This is a genomic window from Duganella sp. AC237, assembly GCF_979254035.1.
The window spans coordinates 2529488-2550745 of the sequence record NZ_CEEDEW010000003.1; the positions used below are offsets into that span (position 1 = coordinate 2529488).

General features: G+C 63.9%; 19 protein-coding genes and 3 tRNA genes. 12 read left to right on the forward strand and 10 right to left on the reverse strand.

Annotated features, from left to right (window positions below; translation table 11 throughout):
* Window positions 1-10 precede the first annotated feature (10 nt).
* The 6 genes from AC0IYS_RS11635 to AC0IYS_RS11660 all read left to right on the forward strand — a co-directional run bounded on the left by AC0IYS_RS11635 (window position 11) and on the right by AC0IYS_RS11660 (window position 4319).
* The gene (locus AC0IYS_RS11635) at window positions 11-892 is read left to right on the forward strand and encodes a LysR substrate-binding domain-containing protein (RefSeq protein WP_471705287.1); all 882 of its coding nucleotides are present in this window, start codon (window positions 11-13) and stop codon (window positions 890-892) included.
* Window positions 893-1061: 169 nt separating this feature from the next.
* The gene (locus AC0IYS_RS11640; protein ID WP_471705288.1) at window positions 1062-1223 is read left to right on the forward strand and encodes a hypothetical protein; all 162 of its coding nucleotides are present in this window, start codon (window positions 1062-1064) and stop codon (window positions 1221-1223) included.
* Window positions 1224-1357: 134 nt separating this feature from the next.
* Window positions 1358-1735, forward strand: a complete 378-nt coding sequence (locus AC0IYS_RS11645; RefSeq protein ID WP_471705289.1) for a LiaI-LiaF-like domain-containing protein — start codon at window positions 1358-1360, stop codon at window positions 1733-1735.
* Entirely contained in the window at window positions 1732-2451 is a 720-nt protein-coding gene (locus AC0IYS_RS11650) for a LiaI-LiaF-like domain-containing protein (RefSeq protein WP_471705290.1), read from the forward strand. Before AC0IYS_RS11645 ends, AC0IYS_RS11650 begins: the two co-directional genes overlap by 4 nt.
* Window positions 2452-2464: 13 nt before the next feature.
* Window positions 2465-3559 carry a sensor histidine kinase gene (locus AC0IYS_RS11655; RefSeq protein WP_471705291.1) on the forward strand — a complete coding sequence of 365 codons (1095 nt, stop codon included), beginning with the start codon at window positions 2465-2467 and terminating at the stop codon, window positions 3557-3559.
* A gap of 16 nt (window positions 3560-3575) precedes the next feature.
* Window positions 3576-4319: a LytR/AlgR family response regulator transcription factor gene (locus tag AC0IYS_RS11660; protein ID WP_471705292.1), complete on the forward strand. Its 744-nt coding sequence runs from the start codon at window positions 3576-3578 to the stop codon at window positions 4317-4319.
* Here the strand turns inward: AC0IYS_RS11660 and AC0IYS_RS11665 are convergent.
* The 7 genes from AC0IYS_RS11665 to AC0IYS_RS11695 form a co-directional block, all read right to left on the reverse strand.
* Complete coding sequence (locus AC0IYS_RS11665) at window positions 4300-4641, reverse strand: PEP-CTERM sorting domain-containing protein (RefSeq protein ID WP_471705293.1); 342 nt, start codon at window positions 4639-4641, stop codon at window positions 4300-4302. The two genes, AC0IYS_RS11660 and AC0IYS_RS11665, sit on opposite strands and share 20 nt — an antisense overlap.
* A gap of 123 nt (window positions 4642-4764) precedes the next feature.
* A complete protein-coding gene (locus AC0IYS_RS11670; protein WP_471708846.1) occupies window positions 4765-7119 on the reverse strand; it encodes an ATP-dependent DNA helicase in 2355 nt (784 codons plus the stop codon).
* On the reverse strand, window positions 7107-8747 hold the full coding sequence (locus AC0IYS_RS11675) for a VRR-NUC domain-containing protein (RefSeq protein WP_471705294.1): 1641 nt from the start codon (window positions 8745-8747) through the stop codon (window positions 7107-7109). The genes AC0IYS_RS11670 and AC0IYS_RS11675 overlap by 13 nt, the downstream gene beginning before the upstream one ends.
* Before the next feature lie 235 nt (window positions 8748-8982).
* Window positions 8983-9537 carry a phasin family protein gene (locus AC0IYS_RS11680; protein ID WP_471705295.1) on the reverse strand — a complete coding sequence of 185 codons (555 nt, stop codon included), beginning with the start codon at window positions 9535-9537 and terminating at the stop codon, window positions 8983-8985.
* Between the two features lie 65 nt (window positions 9538-9602).
* The gene (locus AC0IYS_RS11685) at window positions 9603-9881 is read right to left on the reverse strand and encodes a hypothetical protein (RefSeq protein WP_471705296.1); all 279 of its coding nucleotides are present in this window, start codon (window positions 9879-9881) and stop codon (window positions 9603-9605) included.
* On the reverse strand, window positions 9878-12076 hold the full coding sequence (locus tag AC0IYS_RS11690; protein WP_471705297.1) for an ATP-binding protein: 2199 nt from the start codon (window positions 12074-12076) through the stop codon (window positions 9878-9880). Before AC0IYS_RS11690 ends, AC0IYS_RS11685 begins: the two co-directional genes overlap by 4 nt.
* Before the next feature lie 71 nt (window positions 12077-12147).
* Window positions 12148-12567 (reverse strand): winged helix-turn-helix transcriptional regulator, encoded by a 420-nt coding sequence (locus AC0IYS_RS11695; RefSeq protein WP_471705298.1) that lies wholly within the window; start codon window positions 12565-12567, stop codon window positions 12148-12150.
* 126 nt (window positions 12568-12693) lie between these two features.
* Here AC0IYS_RS11695 and AC0IYS_RS11700 point away from each other — a divergent pair, with 126 nt between their 5' ends.
* Window positions 12694-13542: an NmrA family NAD(P)-binding protein gene (locus tag AC0IYS_RS11700; protein ID WP_471705299.1), complete on the forward strand. Its 849-nt coding sequence runs from the start codon at window positions 12694-12696 to the stop codon at window positions 13540-13542.
* Window positions 13543-13668: 126 nt separating this feature from the next.
* Here AC0IYS_RS11700 and AC0IYS_RS11705 read toward each other — a convergent pair.
* Window positions 13669-13753 (reverse strand) — tRNA-Leu (locus tag AC0IYS_RS11705).
* Between the two features lie 214 nt (window positions 13754-13967).
* A tRNA-Leu gene (locus AC0IYS_RS11710) sits at window positions 13968-14052 on the reverse strand.
* A 213-nt stretch (window positions 14053-14265) separates the two neighbouring features.
* Here AC0IYS_RS11710 and AC0IYS_RS11715 point away from each other — a divergent pair.
* Window positions 14266-15912: an ATP-binding protein gene (locus AC0IYS_RS11715; RefSeq protein WP_471705300.1), complete on the forward strand. Its 1647-nt coding sequence runs from the start codon at window positions 14266-14268 to the stop codon at window positions 15910-15912.
* Window positions 15913-15986: 74 nt separating this feature from the next.
* Here the strand turns inward: AC0IYS_RS11715 and AC0IYS_RS11720 are convergent.
* A tRNA-Leu gene (locus AC0IYS_RS11720) sits at window positions 15987-16071 on the reverse strand.
* A gap of 346 nt (window positions 16072-16417) precedes the next feature.
* On the opposite strand from AC0IYS_RS11720, the gene rnr reads away from it, so the two are divergent.
* The 4 genes from rnr to AC0IYS_RS11740 all read left to right on the forward strand — a co-directional run bounded on the left by rnr (window position 16418) and on the right by AC0IYS_RS11740 (window position 21251).
* Window positions 16418-18928: a ribonuclease R gene (rnr, locus tag AC0IYS_RS11725; RefSeq protein ID WP_471705301.1), complete on the forward strand. Its 2511-nt coding sequence runs from the start codon at window positions 16418-16420 to the stop codon at window positions 18926-18928.
* A 3-nt stretch (window positions 18929-18931) separates the two neighbouring features.
* Window positions 18932-19675: a 23S rRNA (guanosine(2251)-2'-O)-methyltransferase RlmB gene (gene rlmB, locus AC0IYS_RS11730; protein ID WP_209718812.1), complete on the forward strand. Its 744-nt coding sequence runs from the start codon at window positions 18932-18934 to the stop codon at window positions 19673-19675.
* Window positions 19676-19818: 143 nt separating this feature from the next.
* Window positions 19819-20565, forward strand: a complete 747-nt coding sequence (cysE, locus tag AC0IYS_RS11735) for a serine O-acetyltransferase (RefSeq protein ID WP_471705302.1) — start codon at window positions 19819-19821, stop codon at window positions 20563-20565.
* Between the two features lie 11 nt (window positions 20566-20576).
* The gene (locus tag AC0IYS_RS11740) at window positions 20577-21251 is read left to right on the forward strand and encodes a YceH family protein (RefSeq protein ID WP_471705303.1); all 675 of its coding nucleotides are present in this window, start codon (window positions 20577-20579) and stop codon (window positions 21249-21251) included.
* Window positions 21252-21258 lie beyond the last annotated feature (7 nt).

Consider the following 21258-nt stretch of genomic DNA (forward strand, 5'->3'; position numbering starts at 1 on the left):
AGCTGAAAACGTGGATATCAATTCCGACGATCTGAAAACCTTCATCACCGTGATCGACAGCGGCACGCTCAGCGCGGCGTCGGTCCACCTGGGCCAGACCACGTCCGGCGTAAGCCGCGCGCTGTCGCGGCTCGAGGACAAGCTGGCCACCTCGCTGCTGACGCGCACCACGCGCCGCATGGAGCTGACCGAGGAGGGCCACCTGTTCCTCGAGCGCGCGCGGGCGATCCTGGGCGCGATGGAGGAGGCCGAGGAGACCATCCGCATCCGCCGCCAGAAGCCGGCCGGCCGTTTGTGCGTGGACGCGGCGTCGCCGTTCATGCTCCATTGCGTGGTGCCGCACCTGGCCGAATTCCGCGCGCTGTACCCGGACATCAAGCTCGAATTGAGCAGCAACGACCAGATCGCGGACTTGATCGAGCACCGCACCGACGTCGCCATCCGCATCGGCGCGCTGACCGATTCGACCTTGCACGCGCGCGCCCTCAGTTCCAGTCCGCTGTACGTGCTGGCCAGTCCCGAATACCTGGCGCGGCATGGCACGCCGCAAAAGCCGGAGGACCTGGCGGGCCATTCGCTGGCCGGCTTTGCGCAGTACGAGCAGGGCAACAGCTGGCCGTTGCGCCACGCCACCGGCAACAGCCTGCAGATCACGCCGTCGATCTCGGCCTCCAGCGGCGAGACCTTGCGCCAGCTGGCGCTGGCCGGGCAGGGCATCGTCTGCCTGGCCGACTTCATGACGCGCGCCGATCTCGACGCCGGCCGCCTGGTCAAGGTGCTGGAAGACAGCTACACCGGCTACCGGCAGCAGATCCACGCGGTGTATTACCGCAACACCCAACTGGCGCAGCGCATCAGCTGTTTCCTTGAGTTCCTGCAGCGTAAGCTGTGAGGTGGTCTCGATATCGCGAGTGTGTGGCGGCGTACAGATTTTGATAGCGTCACGACGTACACTGGCCTTGCGTGCTTGGAGCGCATCGTCAGATGAAAGCTCAGCAGCAGGTAAGCCGGTAGCCTCAAGTACCGGCACCAACAACAGGGTTGCTGACTGGGAGAACATCATGTCGCAGACTACGCATCCATCCAAGCATCTGGTCCGGGCCTACCTCGAGCGCCGCAAGCGCGACGTCAAGCCGCCGCCAAAGCCCGAGGAAATCCGCCGCCAGCTGGGGTGGGGCATGTTGATGTTCGAGCCCAAGCTCGGCAACGGTGGGCGTTCCTGAACCAAGGCGAGCGCTGCCGCGTTTCGCCACCCGTTTCGTCATTCACCGGCTCTTTTCCGCTATTCGCCGAATAGCGGTTCCCCCGCCTTCCGTTCCCCGGTATTGTTATGTCCATACCGAACAGGGGAACTCATATGAACGCAGAAATAGCATATCAATGGCGCAAACAGCTGGTCTGGGGGCTGCTGATGATCGCCGTCGGCTGCGCCTTCCTGCTGGAGCGCGCCGGCTACATCGACTTCGACGTCGACATTGTGCGCCTGTGGCGCTACTGGCCATGGCTGGTGGTCATGACCGGCATCATACAAATCATTCCGCCCACCACGCCGCAGTATTTATTGAGCGGCCTGGCGAACATCTTCTTCGCCGGCTGGTGGTACGTTTCCTTCAACCGCATCTGGGGCTGGGGCTTCGGCGACACATGGCCCGCGCTGATCGTCGCCTTCGGCATCGGCCTTTTGCTGCGCCCACTGTTGGACAACATCTTCGCTGCGGCAAAGGAGCAAAAATGAGCGCCTTCGCCAAAACCGATCCGAAATCGCAGATGGCCATCGGCATCGCGGTCATCGTCGTCGGCTTGCTGTTCCTGGTCGATAACCTGGGTTGGATCGACCTCGATTTCCGGCGCCACCTGCTGCCGACGGCGTTGATCTTCTTCGGCATCCTGAAACTGCTGCAAACCCGGACCTCCTCCGGCAAGTTGACCGGCGGCGGCTTGATCGCGGCCGGCTTGCTGATCTTCCTGAGCCGCTCCGGCATTTTGTATATCAGCTGGCATTCGCTGTGGCCCATCCTGCTGATCGTGTTCGGTTGCGCGGTGGTGTTCAAGTCGGGCACCGGCCGTTCGGTCTTCAAGCAGGCCGGCGGCGGGGCGAAGCCGGACCCGGACAGCGAGTTCGATCAGATGGGCGTCGACATCACCTCCTTCATGGGGGCCTTCAAGCGCCGCATCGTCACCGCCGATTTTCGCGGCGGCGAAATCACCGCGCTGATGGGCGGCTGCGATCTCGATCTGCGTCAAAGCTCGATCAACGGCGAGGCGGTGCTCAACGTCTTTTCGCTGTTCGGCGGCGTCATCATCAAGGTGCCGGTCGACTGGACGGTGGTGTTGCAGGGCACACCGATCATGGGCGGCTTCGAGGAAAAGACCGTGCCTCCGGCCGCGCCGGGAAAAGTGCTGTACGTGCGCGGCTACGCCATCATGGGTGGGCTGGAAGTACGCAATTAAGAACTAGCCGAGCATGCAGGAGAACTCCCCCGGCCCACGCGGCGCGGCCATCTACATGGTGGTGTGGCTGTTCATCGGCGTCGCGCTGGGCGCCGTGATCGCGCTCCTGGGCGACACGCCGATGGCCAACGCCATGCTGTTCGCCATTCCGATCAACCTGGTGTACGCGTTCGCGGCCGGCTACTCGGCCTACTACATGTGCCGCGCCTATCCGCTGGGCAGCCGCCGGCCGCTGTCGATCGCGCTGGTGCTGATGGCGGCAGCGCTGGTCTGCGGCATACTGTGGCTGCTGCTGGGGCATGTCTGGAACGGTGTGACCATGTTGCTGGGCGCCGACTGGGCCGGCATCGTCATCACCCGGCAGCTGTCGGCGCTGATCGTCGGACTGGGCATCCTGTTGTACGGTTTCGCGGCGGCCCTGCATTACATGGTGATCGAATTCGTGCGCGCCAAACACGCCGAGCAGCGCGAGCTCGAATCGCTGTTGATGGCGCAGGAGGCGGAGTTGCGCATGCTGCGCACGCAGATCGATCCGCACTTCCTGTTCAACAGCCTCAATTCGATCAGCGCGCTGACCTCGCAGGACCCCAAGGCGGCGCGCCGCATGACGCTGGAACTGGCGAGTTTCTTCCGTCAAAGCCTGGGCATGGAGGCGCACAAAAAAGTCACGCTGGGCGAAGAGATGGTGCTGATACGGCACTTCCTGGGGATCGAGCAGGTGCGCTTCGGCCAGCGGCTGTTGGTGGAGGAGTCGCTGGAGGACGCGGCGCTGGCATGCCTGGTGCCGCCGATGATCATCCAGCCGCTGGTGGAAAACGCCGTCAAGCACGGCATCTGCAATATGCCGGAAGGCGGCACCGTCCGGGTAGGCGCGCGGCGCGCCGGATCGATGCTGTATATCCGCGTCGACAATCCGGTCGACGCGGAGTCGCCGCCGGCGGCATCCACAGCGGGCAAAGGCAATGGCAACGGCATCGGCCTGACCAACGTGCGCCAGCGCCTGGCGGGCGCATACAAGCACGAAGCCAGCATCCATTGGGGCTACAACGAGAACGGCTTCGGCGTGGAGATCGCGATGCCGGCGCAAACGACCGGGGGTGAAGTGTGATGGTGGAGATCAGAGCATGCGTATCGTAATCGTCGACGACGAAATGCTGGCGCGCGCGGTGGTGCGCGAGTACCTGTCGGGGCACGCGGATGCCGAGATCGTGGCCGAATGCGCCAACGGCTTTGAAGCGGTCAAGGCGATCACCGAGCTGTCGCCGGACGTGGTGATCCTCGATATCCAGATGCCCAAGCTGGACGGCTTCGAAGTGGCCGAGCTGGCGGGCGCGAAGACGCGCTACATCTTCGCCACCGCCTTCGACCAGTATGCGATCAGGGCGTTCGAATTCCACGCGCTCGACTATCTGCTCAAACCCTTCAGCCAGCAGCGTTTCGACCAGGCGCTGGCGCATGCGCGCGCCAATCTGGGCAAGATGGGCGGCCCGGCGGATGCCGCGATGGATAACATGGTGCGCGAGGCGGCAGGGCGCAACAAGCCGCTGGGCCGCGTGCTGATACGCGACGGCGCCAAGGTGCATGTCATCAGCAGCGACAAGATCGACTATATCGAAGCGCAGGACGATTATGTGCAGATCAGGGCGGAGGGCAAATGCTACCTGAAGAACCAGCGCCTGGCGGAACTGGAGGGGCAGCTCGACGGCGAACAATTCCTGCGCATCCATCGCTCATACATCGTCAACATCGCCTGCGTGGAGCGGATCGAACAAGCCACCAAGGACAGCCACGTGGCGATCCTGCGCGACGGCGGCAAGCTTCCGGTCAGCCGCAGCGGTTACCAGAAAATCAGGGATGCGGTTCGGTAGGTGTGGCCGGGCGGCTAAACGGCTTGCTTTGTTGGCGCGCCGCGATGCCCAGCATGCTCAGGCCGAGCATGACCGTCAGCACCGCCGACGGCTCCGGCACGGAAGACACGGGCAGCACCAGCCGCGTGTCGTTGGCGGTGGCGATCACCGGGCTGGCGCTGTAGTCGTACTTGGACAAGTAGGCTTGAGGATCGATGCTGGCATTCCAGACGGGCGACGGGCCGGTGGCGACGTCATCGTTGGCAACGATAATCACGGCGGCGAATGATGGTGAGCTGATCAGCGATAGCGCGCACAGCATGAAGCGTATTGTCTTCGGCATTGGCATATACCTGTTCAGTTATAAACAAAAGCCTTGTGAGCTCAGTCGATCATCATACTATGGAATAATTATCATTATATTATTGGATTTTCCCATTGTGACAATCATCGCAATAGTGTGCGGCTATGGTGTGGGAGTGGCGGATTCGATGCGCCACCAGGCCGGCATCAGCTGCTGGATTTCCGGGCGGCCGAAGCGGTCGTCGATCAGGTAGACGGTGCCCTGGTCGGACTGCGTGCGGATCACGCGGCCCGCCGCCTGCACCACCTTCTGCAGGCCGGGATAGGTGTAGGTGTAGTCGTAGCCGGCGCCGAAGATGGCGTCCATGCGCAAGCGGATTTGCTCGTTGACGGGATTGATCTGCGGTAGTCCCAGGGTGGCGACGAAGGCGCCGATCAGGCGCGCGCCGGGCAGGTCGACGCCTTCGCCAAAGGAGCCGCCCAGCACCGCGAAGCCGATGCCTTCGCTCTCCAGCGTGAAGCGGGCCAGGAACTGCGCGCGTTCCGCTTCGTCCATGCGGCGCGACTGGCGCCACACCGGCACGTCCGGATAGGCCTCCGCGAACTGGTTGGCCGCCTTTTCCATGTAATCGAAGCTGCTGAAGAAAGCCAGGTAGTTACCGCGCTGGCGCTGGTACTGGCCGCCCATCAAGGCGGCGATGGGACGCAGCGATTGCTGGCGGTGCTGATAGCGCGTGGAGATGTGCGACGCCACCTGCACCGACAGCTGCTCGGCCACGAACGGCGATTCGACATCGACCCAGGCGGTGGTGTCGGGCATGCCGAGCATGTCGCCGAAGTAGTTCCAGGGGCTGAGCGTGGCCGAGAACAGCGCGGTGGTGTGCGTGCTCTCGAAGCGCGGCTTGAGGAAGGGCGCCGGCACGATGTTGCGGATGCAGAGCACCGAGTTGGAATGGCTGGCGCGCGCGCCTTCGCTCTTTTCGATGTCGAACAGCGCGTGGTCGCCGAAGCTCTCGGCCAGCCGCGCGAACATCAGCGCGCCGAAGTAGAACTCCTGCAGGTCGGCGTCGGCATGGCTCGGATGGTCGGCCATGTAGTCGGAGATCGCGGTGGCCGCCGTCTGCAGCGCGCCCATGAACTTCTCGGGCAAGGAGGCGTAGCACTGGTATTCGGCCGTCTGGTCCTTCTCCAGCTGGTTCCATTGGCGGTGCACGCGGTCCAGCGGCTTTTTCAATTCCTCAGGCACCACCTTGCGCAGCTTGCGCAGGCTGGCGTGCTCCATCTCCGCCGAGTACATCTTGCGCGCGCGGGACACCATGTTGTGCGCCTCGTCCACCAGCACATTGACTTTCCAGTCGTTGAGCAAGGTGAGGCTGTGCAGCATGGCGCTGATGTCGAAGTAGTAGTTGTAGTCGCCGATGACGATGTCGCACCAGCGCGCCATTTCGCTGCTCAGGTAATACGGGCAAACGTCGTGCGCCAGCGCGACCGCGCGCAAGGTCTCGCGGTCCAGCGCCAGGAACGGTGCCTTGGGCGCTTCGTCGCATTCTGGTGCAGGCGGCAGCATGATGTCCAGCGCCGACTGGCGGGCGGCCGGCAGGCGGTCGTAGAAGCCCTTGGCCAGAGGGCACGACTCGCCGTGGCAGGCCTTGTCCGGATTGACGCAGGCGGTCGACTTGGCCGCCAGCTCCAGCGTGCGCAAAGGCAGCAGCGGCGCGCCCTCGCGGATGATGTCGACGGCGTCCAGCGCCATCTGCCTTCCCGAGGTTTTCGCGGCCAGGAAAAACACCTTGTCGACGCCATGTTCGGCGCTCGCCTTCAGCATAGGGAACAGGCTGCCGACGGTCTTGCCGATGCCGGTCGGCGCCTGCGCCAGCAGGCACACGCCGCGGTTGCTGGCCTTGTACATCGCCTCCGCCAGTTGCCGCTGGCCGGGACGGAAATCGGCGTGCGGAAAACGCATCGCCTTGAGCTGCGCATCGCGTGCCTCGCGGTGCGCCATCTCTTTTTCCGCCCATTGCAGGAACAGGCCGCACTGTTGTTCAAAATACGCGCGCAGGCCGAGCGCAGTATGCTCTTCGTGCAGCAGGGTTTCCTTCTGGCTGCCGATGTCGAAGTAGACCAGCGCCAGATGCACCTTGTCGAGACCCTGCTCCTTGCACAGCAGATGGCCATAGATCTTGACCTGCGCCCAATGGAGCTGGCGCTGGTTGTCCGGCATCTTCTTCAAGTCGCCGCGATAGGTCTTGATTTCCTCCAGCCGGTTGGCGCGGCGGTCGTAACCGTCGGCGCGGCCGCGCACATGCAGCGGGCCGAAGTCGCCGGACAAAGGAATCTCGGTTTCGTAATCCTCGTCGCGGCGCGACGTCACCAGCGCGTGGCCGGCGATGCCTTCCTGCGCGGTGGGCGAGGGCGTGAAGCGCAAATCCAGGTCGCCGGTCTTGGCGGTGAACTCGCACAGCGCGCGCACGGCGACGGTGTAGGTGGGTAGGGTAGCAATCGCGCTCATGCCGCCCATTGCAGATAGCACACCGAGATCGGCATCTGGTGCGTGGCGCAGTATTCGATCCAGCGCAGCTGGTTGTCCTGCAGGCGGTCGCCGGGGCCCTTCACCTCGATCATGTTGTAGCGCCGCTCGGCGGGCCAGAACTGGATCAGGTCGGGGAAGCCGCTGCGGTTGGCCTTGATGTCGAGCAGGATGCGCTCGAAGGCGCGCTTCAGGTGCAGCGGCGGGATGCAGTCGAGCGCCAGCCCGATCAGGTCCTCGTCGAGCGCCTCCCAGTACAGGAAGGGCGACTGGATGCCGGTCTTGGCGGCGTAATTGGCCAGGATGGTGGCGCGGTACTGGTCGCCGTCGAGCTGCGCCAGGCAGTGGGCGAATTGCTGCGCGCGGCGGCGCTGGAAATCGGCGCTGTGCAGGTCGGCGGGTCCGCGATGGTAGGGATGGAAGAAGGCGCCCGGTATCGGGCAGAACACGGCATCCCAGCACAGCAGGCCGAACAACGAGTTGATCAGCGAATTTTCGACGTAGTAGACCGGCGCGTCGTCGCGCGTCAGGTGGTCGCGCACGACGAATTCGACATAGCTCGGTTCCTGCGGCGGCGGCAGGCTCAGGTCGATGCGCAGCGCCTGTGCCAGCGGCGTGCGCGGCAACTTGGCGTGGCCCAGCTTGCGCGCCAGGCGCGGCGCCATGCGCAGCAGCTGCTGGCGTTCGGCCTCGCTCTCCGGCTGCTGCATCGCGATTTGCAGGAGGTCGAACGCTTCGCGCGGCTGCTCGTCCTTTTCCAGCACGCGGATGGCGCGCGCGCGGGCGCCGGGATAGTGGCAGCTTGCGTAGAGCGCGTGCGCGGCCTTCCAGTCGGCCAGCTTTTCCACGTGCTGGGCGATGGTGAAGGTCAACTTGTCGCGGCGGCTGCGCAGCCACTCGTTATCGTCGGAGCAGGGCGGCAGATCGCGGATCACGTCGGCCGGGTCCTCGCCGTCGACGAAGCGCTCGTGGCACTGGTGCAGCATCAGGAAATCGTCGATGTCGCGGCGGCTGCGGAAGCCGCGCGCGGCCGGAGAGAACGCCACCTTTTCGTACTGGTAGATGCCCAGGTCGGACAACACGAACTCGGTCCAGTCCTGGTGATAGTTGCCGAAGAAGATAAGGCGCAGACGGTCGCACAACTGCTGCGTCAGATGGCTATAAACATGGTCGCCGGAATTCTCGTACCAGTTGGAAAAGCGGTGCTGGCCGTCGTACTGTTCGCGCAGCGCTTCGAGCTGCTCGGCCTTGCGCAACTGCCGCACGTGCGGCGTCAGCTGGAAAATCTTGCCGATCTCGGGCTTTTGCAGCAGATCGAACAGCTGTTCCAGGTCCAGCAGCGGATCTTCCTCGATCAGGCCCAGCGCCGTCAGCGGGCGGGCGGCCTCGTGCGCGCTACCGATCTCTGCATACGCCAGCTTGCTCGCCCGGAAAAGCGTTCCCTTGCGCATGACCATGCGCACCAGCAGCGCGCGCGACGCTTGCGGCAGCGTGGGAAAGGCGGTGATGAAGTCGCGTTCCTCGGTGGTCAGCAGATCGTCGTAACGGTCGCCTATCCACGTCAGCACCTGATGGAAGTTATCCAGGTAATAAAACGCGTTATCGAGAACTTTGATCATTGCAGGGGAAGCGAGGAGAGCGATAAACTGTATTTATATACAGTGTATCGCGTTCCGAACCGCTTGCCCAGCAAAATCAACTCCGGGGTCAGGTCCACCAATTCTACACAAGCTCGGCGCTGTCACGCCGTCACAGCTTAGGCCGTGTAGAAATGGTGGACCTGACCCCGAATTGGAATCACAGCTTAGGCCGTGTAGAAATGGTGGACCTGACCCCGAATTGGAATCAAACCGATCAGGCTTGCTTGGCGGCGGGGGTGTTTTTTTCCACCATTTCGCTGGCTTTGGCGATTTGCGCCTCTACCGACTGTACCGCCTGCTTGGTGGCTTTGGTGACCTGCTCGTAGCCGTTGAAGGCGTTGTCGATGGCCGTTTTGACGATCTGCACCGCGTTTTCGGAGCCGGGACGGACGTTTTTGGTGACGTCGTAGATCAGCGCGCTCAGATTGCTCTTGGCTTCGGCCACGTGGGCGTCGGCGGCGCGGGTGAATTCTTCGCGGATCTCGGCGATGATCACGCCCAGCTGCTGGTTGTAGGCGTTGGCGCCGGCGACGCCCGGCTGCAGCTTGGCGGCGGCCAAAGTCATCGCCGCTTTCGGATCGGCCGCCTGGCTCATTTCCCTGCCGGTGGCCAGGCCTTCCTCCATCTGCGACTTGGCGGTGGCCATGTTCAGCGCGACCACCTGCTCGACGCCTTGCACGGCTTTGCTGGTGAGCGCGTTAAATGTTTCGAGTTGGAATTCAAACAGGGCTTTGGTCGCGTTGGCAAATTGCTCGGGATTCGTAAACATACAGTCTCCTCATGATGATGATGGTATGTAATGCCCCGGGGTTCTCCCGTGTTGTTGTGGGTCCATTATTTAGCAAGAACTAACTTTTCGCAACGGCTATCTTTGTACGGTCCCGCAGCCTTCTCCCAGCCGGCGCCGAGCGGGGTTTGCGAACACGCCAGCTTGCCGTCGATTTTGCTGCGGTACTGCCACCAGGGCGCCGGACCGGCGCTGAGCTGGCCGCAGCACAGCAACAGTGTCAGCAGGACGGCGACACGCGTATTGATATTGTCATGCTTTGAGCGTACAGCAAATCGGCGCCGGTGGCGATGCATGTCGATCCGACATCGTGCGGTGGAGTTCACAGCGGCGCCACCTTCGGCAGGCGCAGGGTGAAGCGCGCGCCTTCGCCCTCGGCGCTGCTGGCGTCGATGCGTCCGCCCAGCACGCCGGTGACGATGTTGTGGGTGATGTACAGGCCCAGCCCGGAGCCGCCGGAGCCGAGCCGGGTGGTGAAGAAGGGGTCGTAGATGCGCGGCAAATTGGCGGCCGGAATGCCGGCGCCGGTGTCGCTGACTTCGATGACGAGCTCGCCGTTGCCGCCGTCGCGGGCCGACAGCATGATCGTCCCGGAGGTGCGGCCGTCGAAGCCGTGCACGATACTGTTTTCGATCAGATTGTGCAGCGCCTGGCTCAGCGGACCCGGATAGCTGTCCATTTCCAGCATGTGGTCGACATTCTCTTCCAAGGTCAGGCCGTGCTGGCGCAGGCCGGCGTCGAGCGGTTGCAGCAGTTGCGAAATCGGGTCGCCCAGCACGAAGCGGGCCCGCTGCGAACTGGCGCTGTCGACGGCGATGTGCTTGAAGCTGGCCACCAGCGCCGCCGCGCGGGTGAGGTTGCGCACCACCACCTCGTCGGCGCTGGCGGCCTGGTTCAGATAGCTCTCCAGCACCGAGCGGCGCAGGCCGCTGTCCAGGTCGCGCCGCAGTTCCGCCGTGCGCTCGCTCATGCTGCTGGCCATCACCAAGCTGTTGCCGATCGGCGTGTTCAGCTCGTGCGCCACGCCGGCCACCAGCGCGCCCAGCGCCGCGAGCTTGTCGCGCCGCACCAGCTCGTCCTGCGTCAGGCTGAGGTTGTCGAGCGCGGTGCTCAGCTCTTCGTTGATGTGCTCGGCGTCCTCCTTGGCCTGCAACAGCTCGGCCGTGCGCGCCGCCACCAGTTCCTCCAGGTGCTCGCGGTGGCGCCGCAGTTCTTCTTCGCGGCGGGTGCGGACGATGGCGATGCCGGCAATATAGGTGGCAGCGCCGATCAGGCTCAAATCCTCGGGGCTGGGCGTGCGCACCTCGCGGTAGTACATCGCGAGCGAACCGAGCACGGTATCCCTGTCGAGCATGATCGGCACCGACCAGCAGGCGCGCAGCCCGTATTGGGCGGCCACCGCCTTGTAGTCGGCCCACAGCGGGTCGTTCATGATGTCGGCCACCACCACCGTTTGCTTGCGGTGGATGGCGGTGCCGCAGGAGCCGGCCACCGGGCCGATCGACAAGCCTTCGAGGGCGGCCAGGTAGTCCGGCGGCATGTTCGGACCGGCGCCGACCTGGACGGTGACGCCGTCCGGCGCCAGCAGCATCGCCGTGCACATCACGTTCTCGGACTGCGATTCGATCAGCAGCATCAGGCGGTTGAGAATCTCGCGCAGCGGCGCGGCGCGGGCGATCATCTCCAGCAGGCGGTTCTTGCCGTCGCGCAGCGCGTCGGCCAGCTTGCGCCGCGTGACATCGACCACCCGCACGTGCATCAGCCGGTGTGGCCCGGAGTTGAGCGGCACCATGCGCAGTTCGCAACACACGGCGCGGCCCAGGCTGTGCCGCATGGTCAGTTCGAACACCTGCACGCCGCCGGCCATGACTTGCTCGACGTGCGCCTCGAATACCTGTGACGAGGCGCGCCCGTCCGGCTGCGCTGGCGGACACAGCGACAGGAAGTGCGCTTGCACCAATTCGGTTGCGGTCAGTCCGAACAGTTCGCGCGTGCGGCGGTTGACGTCCAGGATGCGGTAATTGCCGCGTTGCAGCAGCAAGATGGCGTCCGGCGAGCCGGACAGCATGGCATGGTAGTTGACCTCCAGCGTGGACATGGCGGGCAGGTCCGCCGCGACCGGCGCCGGCTGGATCACCTTCAAGCGCAGCAGGATTTTTTCGGCCAGGTCGTCGGCGTTGAGGCCGAGCGGCAGATAAGCGTCGGCGCCGGCCGCCCGGGCGCGCTCGTGTTCGTCCTCGCTGGGCGAGCTCGACAACACATAGATGGGCAAATTCCGACCGCACACCTGCTGCAGGCGCTGGCAAAGCTCCAGGCCGGCGCTGCCGGCCAGTGCCGCGTCCAGCACGGCCAGGACGACGCCGCCGGCGTCCGCCTCGGCCAGCGCCTCGTCGCCGCGGCTGACCGCGCGCACGTCGTAGCCGTACCTGCCCAGCGTTTTGCCGAGCGTGACGTGGTCGTACGCCGAGCTGGTGGCAATCAGTATCGTGTGCGGCTGATCGGGTGAGAACGGCGGCATCATGGTGTGGGTCCGGTTCCGCAAGGCGGAGGTAAAAACGAGTGTATTACAAGATGGGTGGGACCCGCCAGCGTTTATGCCACCGCAACCGTGGCCGCCTCCTGCGCCTGTTTGATTTGTGGGAAGTTATCCTCGATCCAGTCGACCAGCACCTCCAGCCGCTCGGCCGCCTCGCGTCCCAGCGGGGTCAGGCTGTACTCCACGTGCGGCGGCAATACCTGTTGTGCCACGCGCAGCACCAGGCCGTCGTAGGCCAGCGCGTCCAGCGTTTGCGCCAGCATTTTCTCGCTGACGCCACCAATCGCGCGCCGCAGCTGGCTGAAGCGGTGGGTGCCGTCGAGCAGCACCACCAGCACCAGCACGCCCCAGCGGCTGGTGATGTGGGCCAGCACGGCGCGCGACGGGCAATCGGCGGCGAGCACTTCGGCGCGCTGGCCGTCGCTGAGCGCTGCAAGGCTGTTGCGCAGGGATTTGCTGGTTTTCGGCTCGGTCATGGCGGTTTCCATTCTTGATAATCTGTACTTACTAAATTGTACGTACTTACAATTCGAAAGTATAGGCTTTATGATGCTCCAAACCGCGCGGAACGTCCCTGCGGAGCTCAACTCAAAGGAAAAGTCATGATTATTGTTACTGGTGCGACCGGCCAACTGGGCCGTCTGGTGATTGCCAGCTTGTTGAAGACCACGCCCGCCGCGCAGATCGTCGCCGCCGTGCGCGACGTCGCCAAGGCCGCCGACCTGGCCGCCCAGGGCGTGCAAGTGCGCCGCGCCGATTACAATGATGCCGCGTCGCTGGACAACGCCTTCGTGGGCGCCACCAAGGTGCTGCTGATCTCGTCGAGCGAGGTGGGGCAGCGCGTGCCGCAGCACCGCGCCGTCATCGATGCCGCCGCGCGCGCCAAGGCCGGGCTGTTGGTCTACACCAGCGTGCTGCATGCCGATAGCAGCCAGCTGGGGCTGGCCGCCGAGCACCGCGAAACGGAAGCGCTGATCCGCGCCTCGGGCCTGGCTTACAGTCTGCTGCGCAACGGCTGGTATGTGGAAAATTACACCGCCGGCCTCGCTGGCGCGCTGGCGCACGGCGCGTTGGCCGGCGCGGCGGGAGAAGGGCGCATCGCCGCCGCCGCGCGCGCGGACTATGCGGACGCGGCGGCGGCAGTGCTGTCGAGCGCGGGGCCGGTCGAGCAAGTGTATGAACTGGCGGGCGACACCGCCTTCACGCTGGCGGACCTGGCGGCCGAATTGTCGCGCGAGGCCGGCAAGCAGGTGCCTTTCCATAATTTGCCGCAGCAGGAATACCGCGAGATGTTGATTGGCGTTGGCCTGCCGCCACCGGTGGCCGACCTGATCGCAGATTCCGACGCCGCCGCGGCCAAGGGCGCGCTGGACGACAGCGGCCATGCGCTGAGCAAGCTGATCGGCCGCCCGACGATCACTTTGGCGGACGCCGTCAAGGCGGCGCTGTAACTTTAGAAGTCGAGCTGGACGGTGGTAACGCCCAGCGTGGTGGCGGTTTCAACAAAACCGAGCGGGAATGAAAAAAGCTCCATCAGACCTTTCGGCTGATGGAGCTTTTTTGCGTATCCGGTAGAGTGGTGCCCACGGAGGGACTCGAACCCCCACACCTTGCGGCACATGGACCTGAACCATGCGCGTCTACCAATTCCGCCACGTGGGCACTGAACTGCTTGCTGCTTCTTGCTTGCTGCGTGTTCTGCAACAGAGGCCCGAATCTTAAAGGAGGGCAGGCACCCCGTCAATAGCAATCTGGTGCCCGGGCGAAATTATTTAAATTTCAAAGTTGCGGATGTGCTGACACCGAAGCCGGCGCGCAAATGAAAAAAGCCTCCAATCTGCCCGGAGGCTGATGGAGGCTTTTTTGCGGAATTTTGTGGTGCCCACGGAGGGACTCGAACCCCCACACCTTGCGGCACATGGACCTGAACCATGCGCGTCTACCAATTCCGCCACGTGGGCACTGTACTGCTTGCTTCGCTGCTGCGTGTTCTGCAACAGAGGCCAGAATCATAAGTGAGCCGCTCACCGCAGTCAAGGGAGAAAGCATTTTTTTGTGAAAGAAATCCGCGCGCCACACCCTGCCGCGCGCAGGGGATTTCGCGCTTGCTTGTTCAGTCGCACTTTCGTAAGCTCCAGTTTGCTCACCCGGCGCCCAAGAAACGGAGACAGGTAATGGAGATGTTGAACAACTGGTTTAACAGCCAGGGATTTATGCCGCACGGCCACTGCTTTTTGTGGATACCGTCCATCCTGTGGACCAGCGTCGTCGCCGACGCGCTGATCGCACTGGCCTATCTGACCATCCCCATCACCCTGATCTACTTCATACGCCGCCGCAGCGACATGCCGTTCAACTGGATGTTCATCGCCTTCGGCGTGTTCATCCTCGCTTGCGGCAGCACGCACCTGGCCGAGATTTGGGTGGTCTGGCGTCCCGACTACGTGCCGCTGGTGATCCTCAAGGCGATCACGGCGGTCGCCTCGGTGGTGACGGCTATCGCGCTGGTGCGGCTGGTGCCGGTGGCGCTGCTGATACCAAGCCCGGCCCAGCTGGCCGCCGTCAACGCCGAACTACTGCAAGCCAACAAGGACCTGCGCGCCGCGATGGAGCGCGCCGAAGTGGCGAACCGCGCCAAGAGCGCGTTTCTGGCGGCAATGAGCCACGAGTTGCGCACGCCGCTCAACGCCATCCTGGGCTACACGCAAATCCTCAGGCGCGACAAGCACCTGTCGCCGACGCAGCAAGCCGGCCTCGGCACGATCCATCAGGGCGGCCACCACCTGCTGGCGCTGATCAACGACGTGCTGGACCTGTCGCGGGTAGAGGCGGGCAAGATGGAGTTCCACCCCAAGCCGGTGCGGCTGGGTGAGCTGTTGACGGTGGTCGCCGACATCATGCGCGTGCGGGCAGAGCAGCGGCACTTGCATTTCGAGTTGGAACTGGTCGGCGGGCTGCCGATGGCGGTCAGCGTCGATGAAACGCGGCTGCGCCAAGTGCTGTTGAACCTGCTTGGCAACGCCGTCAAATTCACCGACCACGGCGCCGTGCGCCTGCGCGTTTCTCCCGCACCCGTGCGCGCGCCGGTCCCGGTGGTCGCGGCGGCATCTGGCCCGGCCGGCATTGCCGCCGTCGCCAAAGTCACGGCCACCGCCCATCTGCGTTTCGAAGTGCTGGACGAGGGTGTGGGCATAGACGCCTCCCTGCTGGAAAGCATTTTCGCGCCGTTCGAACAGGTCGGCGACACCGCGCGCCGCGCCGGCGGTACCGGCCTGGGCCTGGCGATCAGCCGCCAACTGGTGCGCCAGATGGGTGGCGATGTGAAAGTGGAGAGCATGCCGGGCCGAGGCAGCCGCTTCTGGTTCGATGTTCCAATGCCCGTCGTCGACGCGCCCGGCCCGGCGGTGGGTGGCGATGACATCCCGAGTGGCTACCTGGGGCCGCGTAAAACCTTGCTGGTGGTGGATGATGTCGCGACCAATCGCGCTTTCCTGCGCGATCTGTTGGGGCCGCTTGGTTTCCGCATGCAGGAGGCTGACAATGGCGCCGCCGCGCTGCGTCAGGCGAAAATCGATCCGCCCGACCTGGTGCTGATGGACATGGTGATGCCGGACATGGACGGAATTGAAACGACGCGCAGGTTGCGCGCCGAGCCAGGCACCGCCAGCACGCCGGTGCTGATTACTTCGGCCAGCTCGACGCCGGAGGAGGGACAGCGCGCGATCGCCGCCGGCGCCGATGCGTTTCTCAGCAAGCCGGTCGACGAGCACGCGTTGCTCGGTGAAATCGGCGTCCGCCTCAACCTGCAATGGATAAGGTGAGGGCAACCGGCGCGGCAATGAAAAAAGCCCCCAGCGCGCCGTGAGGCTAACTGGAGGCTTTTTGCGGAATTTTGTGGTGCCCACGGAGGGACTCGAACCCCCACACCTTGCGGCACATGGACCTGAACCATGCGCGTCTACCAATTCCGCCACGTGGGCACTGATACTACTGAACAACAACTGCTGTATTATAGCGACAGGGTGAGTTTCGCGCCAGATGAACTTTCGTTCCATACTGCGCATCAACCCGGTCTAGCAGTTTCTCGGTTAAACTCTGTTTTTCAACATTGTCGCTGCGAGAGACCAAGATTATAGAGCAATCCTGCGCAATGTCAAACACCAAATTCGATATCTGTCTGAAAAATCCTGCACAGGGGTGGCGAATTAGGCTATCCAGGCGTTTCCAAGTACACTACGCCTGTCGTCGTGTCATATATATGCACCCGACGATTTTGCCAGGCCGGATTTCCTCTGAACACTGTCAATAACAACTACAGAAATACTTTTGAACCAAACTACCCACACCATTCCCAGCCGGGAGGAAATTCTCGGCATCTTCCGCAGCGCCAAGGCGCCGCTTGACCTGCTCGCAGTAGCGAAGTCGCTCAAAGTCGCGCAAGACGCACAAGCCGTGCTGTCGCGCCGGCTCAACGCCATGCAGCGCGACGGCCAGATCGTCGCCGACGACAGCGGTCACTTCTCGCTGGCGACCGAGACCGGCTTCGTGGCCGGCCGCGTCAGCAGCCACCGCGACGGCTTCGGTTTCGTCATCCCGGACGAGCCGGGCGAAGACCTGTTCCTGCCCGAAAAAGAAATGCAGAAAGTGCTGCACGGCGACCGCGTGCTGGCCAAGGTCATCGGCGTCGATCGACGCGGCCGGCCGGAAGGCACCATCGTTGAAGTGGTGCAGCGCGCCAACACGCACGTCATCGGCCGCCTGCTCAACGAAAACGGCACCTGGATCGTCGCGCCGGAAGACCAGCGCATCGCCCAGGACATCCTGATCGAAGGTTCGATCGGCAAGGCGAAATCGGGGCAGGTCGTCAGCGTTGAGCTGACCGAGCAACCGATGCGCTTCAAGCAGCCGGTCGGCAAGATCGTTGAAGTGCTGGGATCGCTTGACGATCCGGGCATGGAGATCGAAATCGCCGTGCGCAAGTTCGGCGTGCCGCACATCTTCTCGGACGCCGCGCTCAAGCAGGCCAACAAGCTGCCCGACGTGGTGCGCGAGATCGACCTGGCCGACCGCGTCGACCTGCGCGACATTCCGCTGGTCACCATCGACGGCGAAGACGCGCGCGACTTCGACGATGCGGTCTACTGCGAGCCGGTCAAGATCGGCCGCGCCAACGCCTTCCGCCTGATCGTCGCCATCGCCGACGTCAGCCACTACGTCAAACCGAACGACGCGCTCGACACCGACGCGCTCGAACGCAGCACCTCGGTCTATTTCCCGCGCCGCGTGATTCCGATGCTGCCGGAAAAACTTTCCAACGGCTTGTGCTCGCTGAACCCGGCGGTCGACCGTTTGACCCTGGTGTGCGACGCCGTCATCACCGCCAAGGGCGAGATCAAGGCCTACCAGTTCTATCCGGCCGTGATCCACTCGGCCGCGCGCTTGACCTACACCGAAGTGGCCGACATCCTCGGCAACACCAAGGGACCGGAAGCGGCGCGCCGTCCGGGCATCGTGCCGCATCTGCTGAACCTGTACGACGTCTACCAGGCCTTGTTGAAGGCGCGCAGCGAACGCGGCGCGATCGACTTCGAGACCACCGAAACGTACATCGTTTGCAATCCGTCGGGCAAGATCGAAAAGATCATCCCGCGCACCCGCAACGAAGCGCACAAGCTGATCGAAGAGTGCATGTTGACCGCCAACGTCTGCGCGGCCGACCTGCTGATCCGCCACAAGCATCCCGGCACTTATCGCATCCACGCCAGCCCGACCGCTGAAAAGCTCAAGCAGGTGCGCACCTTCCTCAAGCAGGTGAACCTGAACTTGAACGGCGGCGACAAGCCGACCGCCGGCGATTACGCCGAGCTGATGCGTCAGGTCAAGGAGCGTCCGGACGCGTCGCTGCTGCAAACCATGCTGCTGCGCTCCATGCAGCAGGCGGTCTACTCGCCGGACAACATCGGCCACTTCGGCCTGGCGTATGAGGCCTATGCCCACTTCACCAGCCCGATCCGCCGCTACCCCGACTTGCTGACGCACCGCGCCATCAAGGCGATTTTGCTCGGTAAAAAATACGAGCCGAAGATCCCGTCGACCAGCGTGCTCAACACCAATGTCTCGAACGCCACGCGCAAGCAGCAGGCCAAGGACAAGGCCGACGGCAAAGAGAAAAAAGCCGCCGTCGACCTGACCGTGTGGGACGCGCTCGGCGTGCACTGCTCGGCCAACGAGCGCCGCGCCGATGAAGCGTCGCGCGACGTCGAAGCCTGGCTGAAGTGCTACTTCATGCAGGACAAGCTGGGCGAGGAATTCACCGGCATCATCACCGGCGTGACCAGCTTCGGCATCTTCGTGCAGCTGGATCAATTGTTCGTCGAAGGCATGGTGCACATCACCGACCTCGGCACCGATTACTTCCAGTACGACGACGCCCGTCACGAACTGCGCGGCGACCGCACCGGCAAACGCTTCCAGCTGACCGACAAGGTCGACGTGCAAGTGGTCCGCGTCGATCTGGAATCGCGCAAGATCGATCTGCGCCTGGCCGGCGTCGACGCGCCGCCGCCACGTCCGGAGAAACCGGCCAAGGACAAGGATCGTAAGAGCAACGTCAAGCCGGGCCCGACGACGTCGCAGCGCCACGAGGTCAAGACCAGCGAGCCGAAGTCGGCGCCGTCCAAGTCCAGGTCGTCCGCTCCGCAGCCGTCCGCTTCCCAGCCCGCCGCCAAACCGGCGTCGCGCTCCAGGGGCGGACGCGGCAAGTCCAATGCCGCGGCGGGTGCCGCGGTAGCACCCCGAGCAGCGCAGCCTGCCTCAAAAAGTAAGAAGAAGCGATAAATAATGAAGAACAAAATGATTTTTGGTTTCCATGCGGTGACCTCGCGTTTGCGTCATGAGGCCTCATCCGTGGAAGAGATTTTCATCGACGCCACGCGCGACGACCGCCGCATGAAGGATCTGGTCGCCAACGCCAAGGCGGCCGGTGTGCGCGTCATGCCGGTCGACTCGGCACGGCTCGACAAGATCGTCGGCACCCGCCGCCACCAGGGCGTGATCGCCTTCGCCTCGCAGCTGGCGCTGGCGCGCAACCTCGATGAACTGCTCGACGCCATCGAAGGCCCGCCGTTGTTGCTGGTCCTCGACGGCATCACCGATCCGCACAACCTGGGCGCCTGCCTGCGCGTGGCCGACGGTGTCGGCGCGCACGCGGTCATCGTGCCGAAGGACCGCGCCGTCGGTTTGAACGCCACGGCCGCCAAGGTCGCCAGCGGCGCGGCCGAAACCGTGCCTTACATCACCGTCACCAATCTGGCGCGCACCTTGCGCGACCTGAAGGACCGCGACATCTGGCTGATCGGCACCTCCGACGACGGCGAAAAAGGCCTGTACGAAGCCGACTTCACCGGCCCGACCGCCCTGGTTATGGGTTCGGAAGGCGAGGGCATGCGCCGCCTGACGCGCGAGACCTGCGACATGCTGGTCAGCATCCCGATGTTCGGTTCGGTTGAAAGTTTGAACGTCTCCGTGGCCTCCGGCGTCTGTCTGTACGAAGCGCGCCGCCAGCGCCTTGCCAAGGAAGCTTAAACAGCATCCCGGCAAAGCAGTTCCGGCGGCCCGCTTCGAGGGCCGCCGCTGTGTCACCAGCTCCCCCTCCAAGTCTGCCGCTTCTTAGCAACCTCCAACCGGATACGCTAACATGGGCGTTTCGGTTGTCATTCCGTACAGCTATGTTCAACCACCTGCGACAAGACATCAACAGCATCATCGAACGCGACCCCGCCGCCCGCAACATGTGGGAGGTGCTCACTTGCTATCCCGGCCTGCAGGCGATCGTCATGCACCGCTGGGCCAGCTGGTGCTGGTGGCACGGCATGAAGTGGCCGGGCCGCTTCATCGCCTACCTGGCGCGCATCATCACCGGGATTGAAATCCATCCGGGCGCGACCATTGGCAGACGCGTGTTCATCGACCATGGCTTTGGCGTGGTCATCGGCGAGACGGCCGAAGTGGGGGACGACTGCACCATCTACCAGGGCGTGACCTTGGGCGGCACCTCGCTGCACACCGGCAGCAAGCGCCACCCGACGTTGGCGCGCGGCGTCATCGTCGGCGCCGGCGCCAAGGTGCTGGGCGGATTCACGGTGGGCGAATACGCCAAGGTCGGCTCGAACGCCGTACTGCTCAAGCCGGTGCCGGCGGGCGCCACGGCGGTGGGCAATCCCGCGCACATCGTGCAGAAGGAAGCGGCCGCGCCGGTCAGCGCCACCGCGCATTTGTTCTCGGCCTACGGCGTGACGCCGAACGGCGACGATCCGCTGTCGAAAGCGCTGCACGGGCTGATCAATCACGCCGTCCAGCAGGAGCAGCAGATCGAGCGCATCCTGGCAGTGCTGAAGGCGGCTGGCTTGCCCTGTCAGGGAGTAGCCGAATGTGATAAATTGAATTCCGACCAATTAAACAAGCTCGTCGAATAAGGATCATGGACATGGAATCACCCGCAGGCGCAGAACTACTGGACCCGTTTGAAATCCGCGTGCTGGCCGTGCTGGCCGAAAAGGAAGCGCTCACGCCGGACAACTATCCGCTGTCGCTGAACGCGCTGGTCAATGGCTGCAATCAATTGTCGAGCCGTGATCCGGTGATGTCGATCTCGGAAGAAACGGTGGCCGAGGTCTTGCAGCGGCTGATGCAGCGCAAGTACGTCAACGGCATCACGCAGGCGGGCGCGCGGGTGACCAAGTACGAACACCGGATGCGCATCAAATGGTCGCTGGAGCAAGACAAGCTGGCGGTGTTGACGATCCTGATGCTGCGCGGCTTGCAGACGGCGGGCGAGATCCGCACCCGCACGGGGCGGTTGCACGACTTCAAATCGGTGGCGGACGTCGAGAACGCGCTGCAATTCCTGATCGACAAATATCCGCCGCTGGTCTCCAGGCTTGCCCTCGCGCCCGGCACCAAGGAACCGCGCTACGGCCAGTTGCTCGGTGGCGAAGACGCGCTGGCGCGTGAAGAAACGGCCGCCGGCCTGGGCGGCTCGGTCAGCTCCGCCTCGTCGGGCGGCCGCGTCGCCGCGCTGGAGCAGGAAGTGCAGCAACTGCGGCGCGACTTCGACGACCTCAGCGCCCAGTTTGCCGACTTCCGCAAACAGTTCGAATAATCAACTC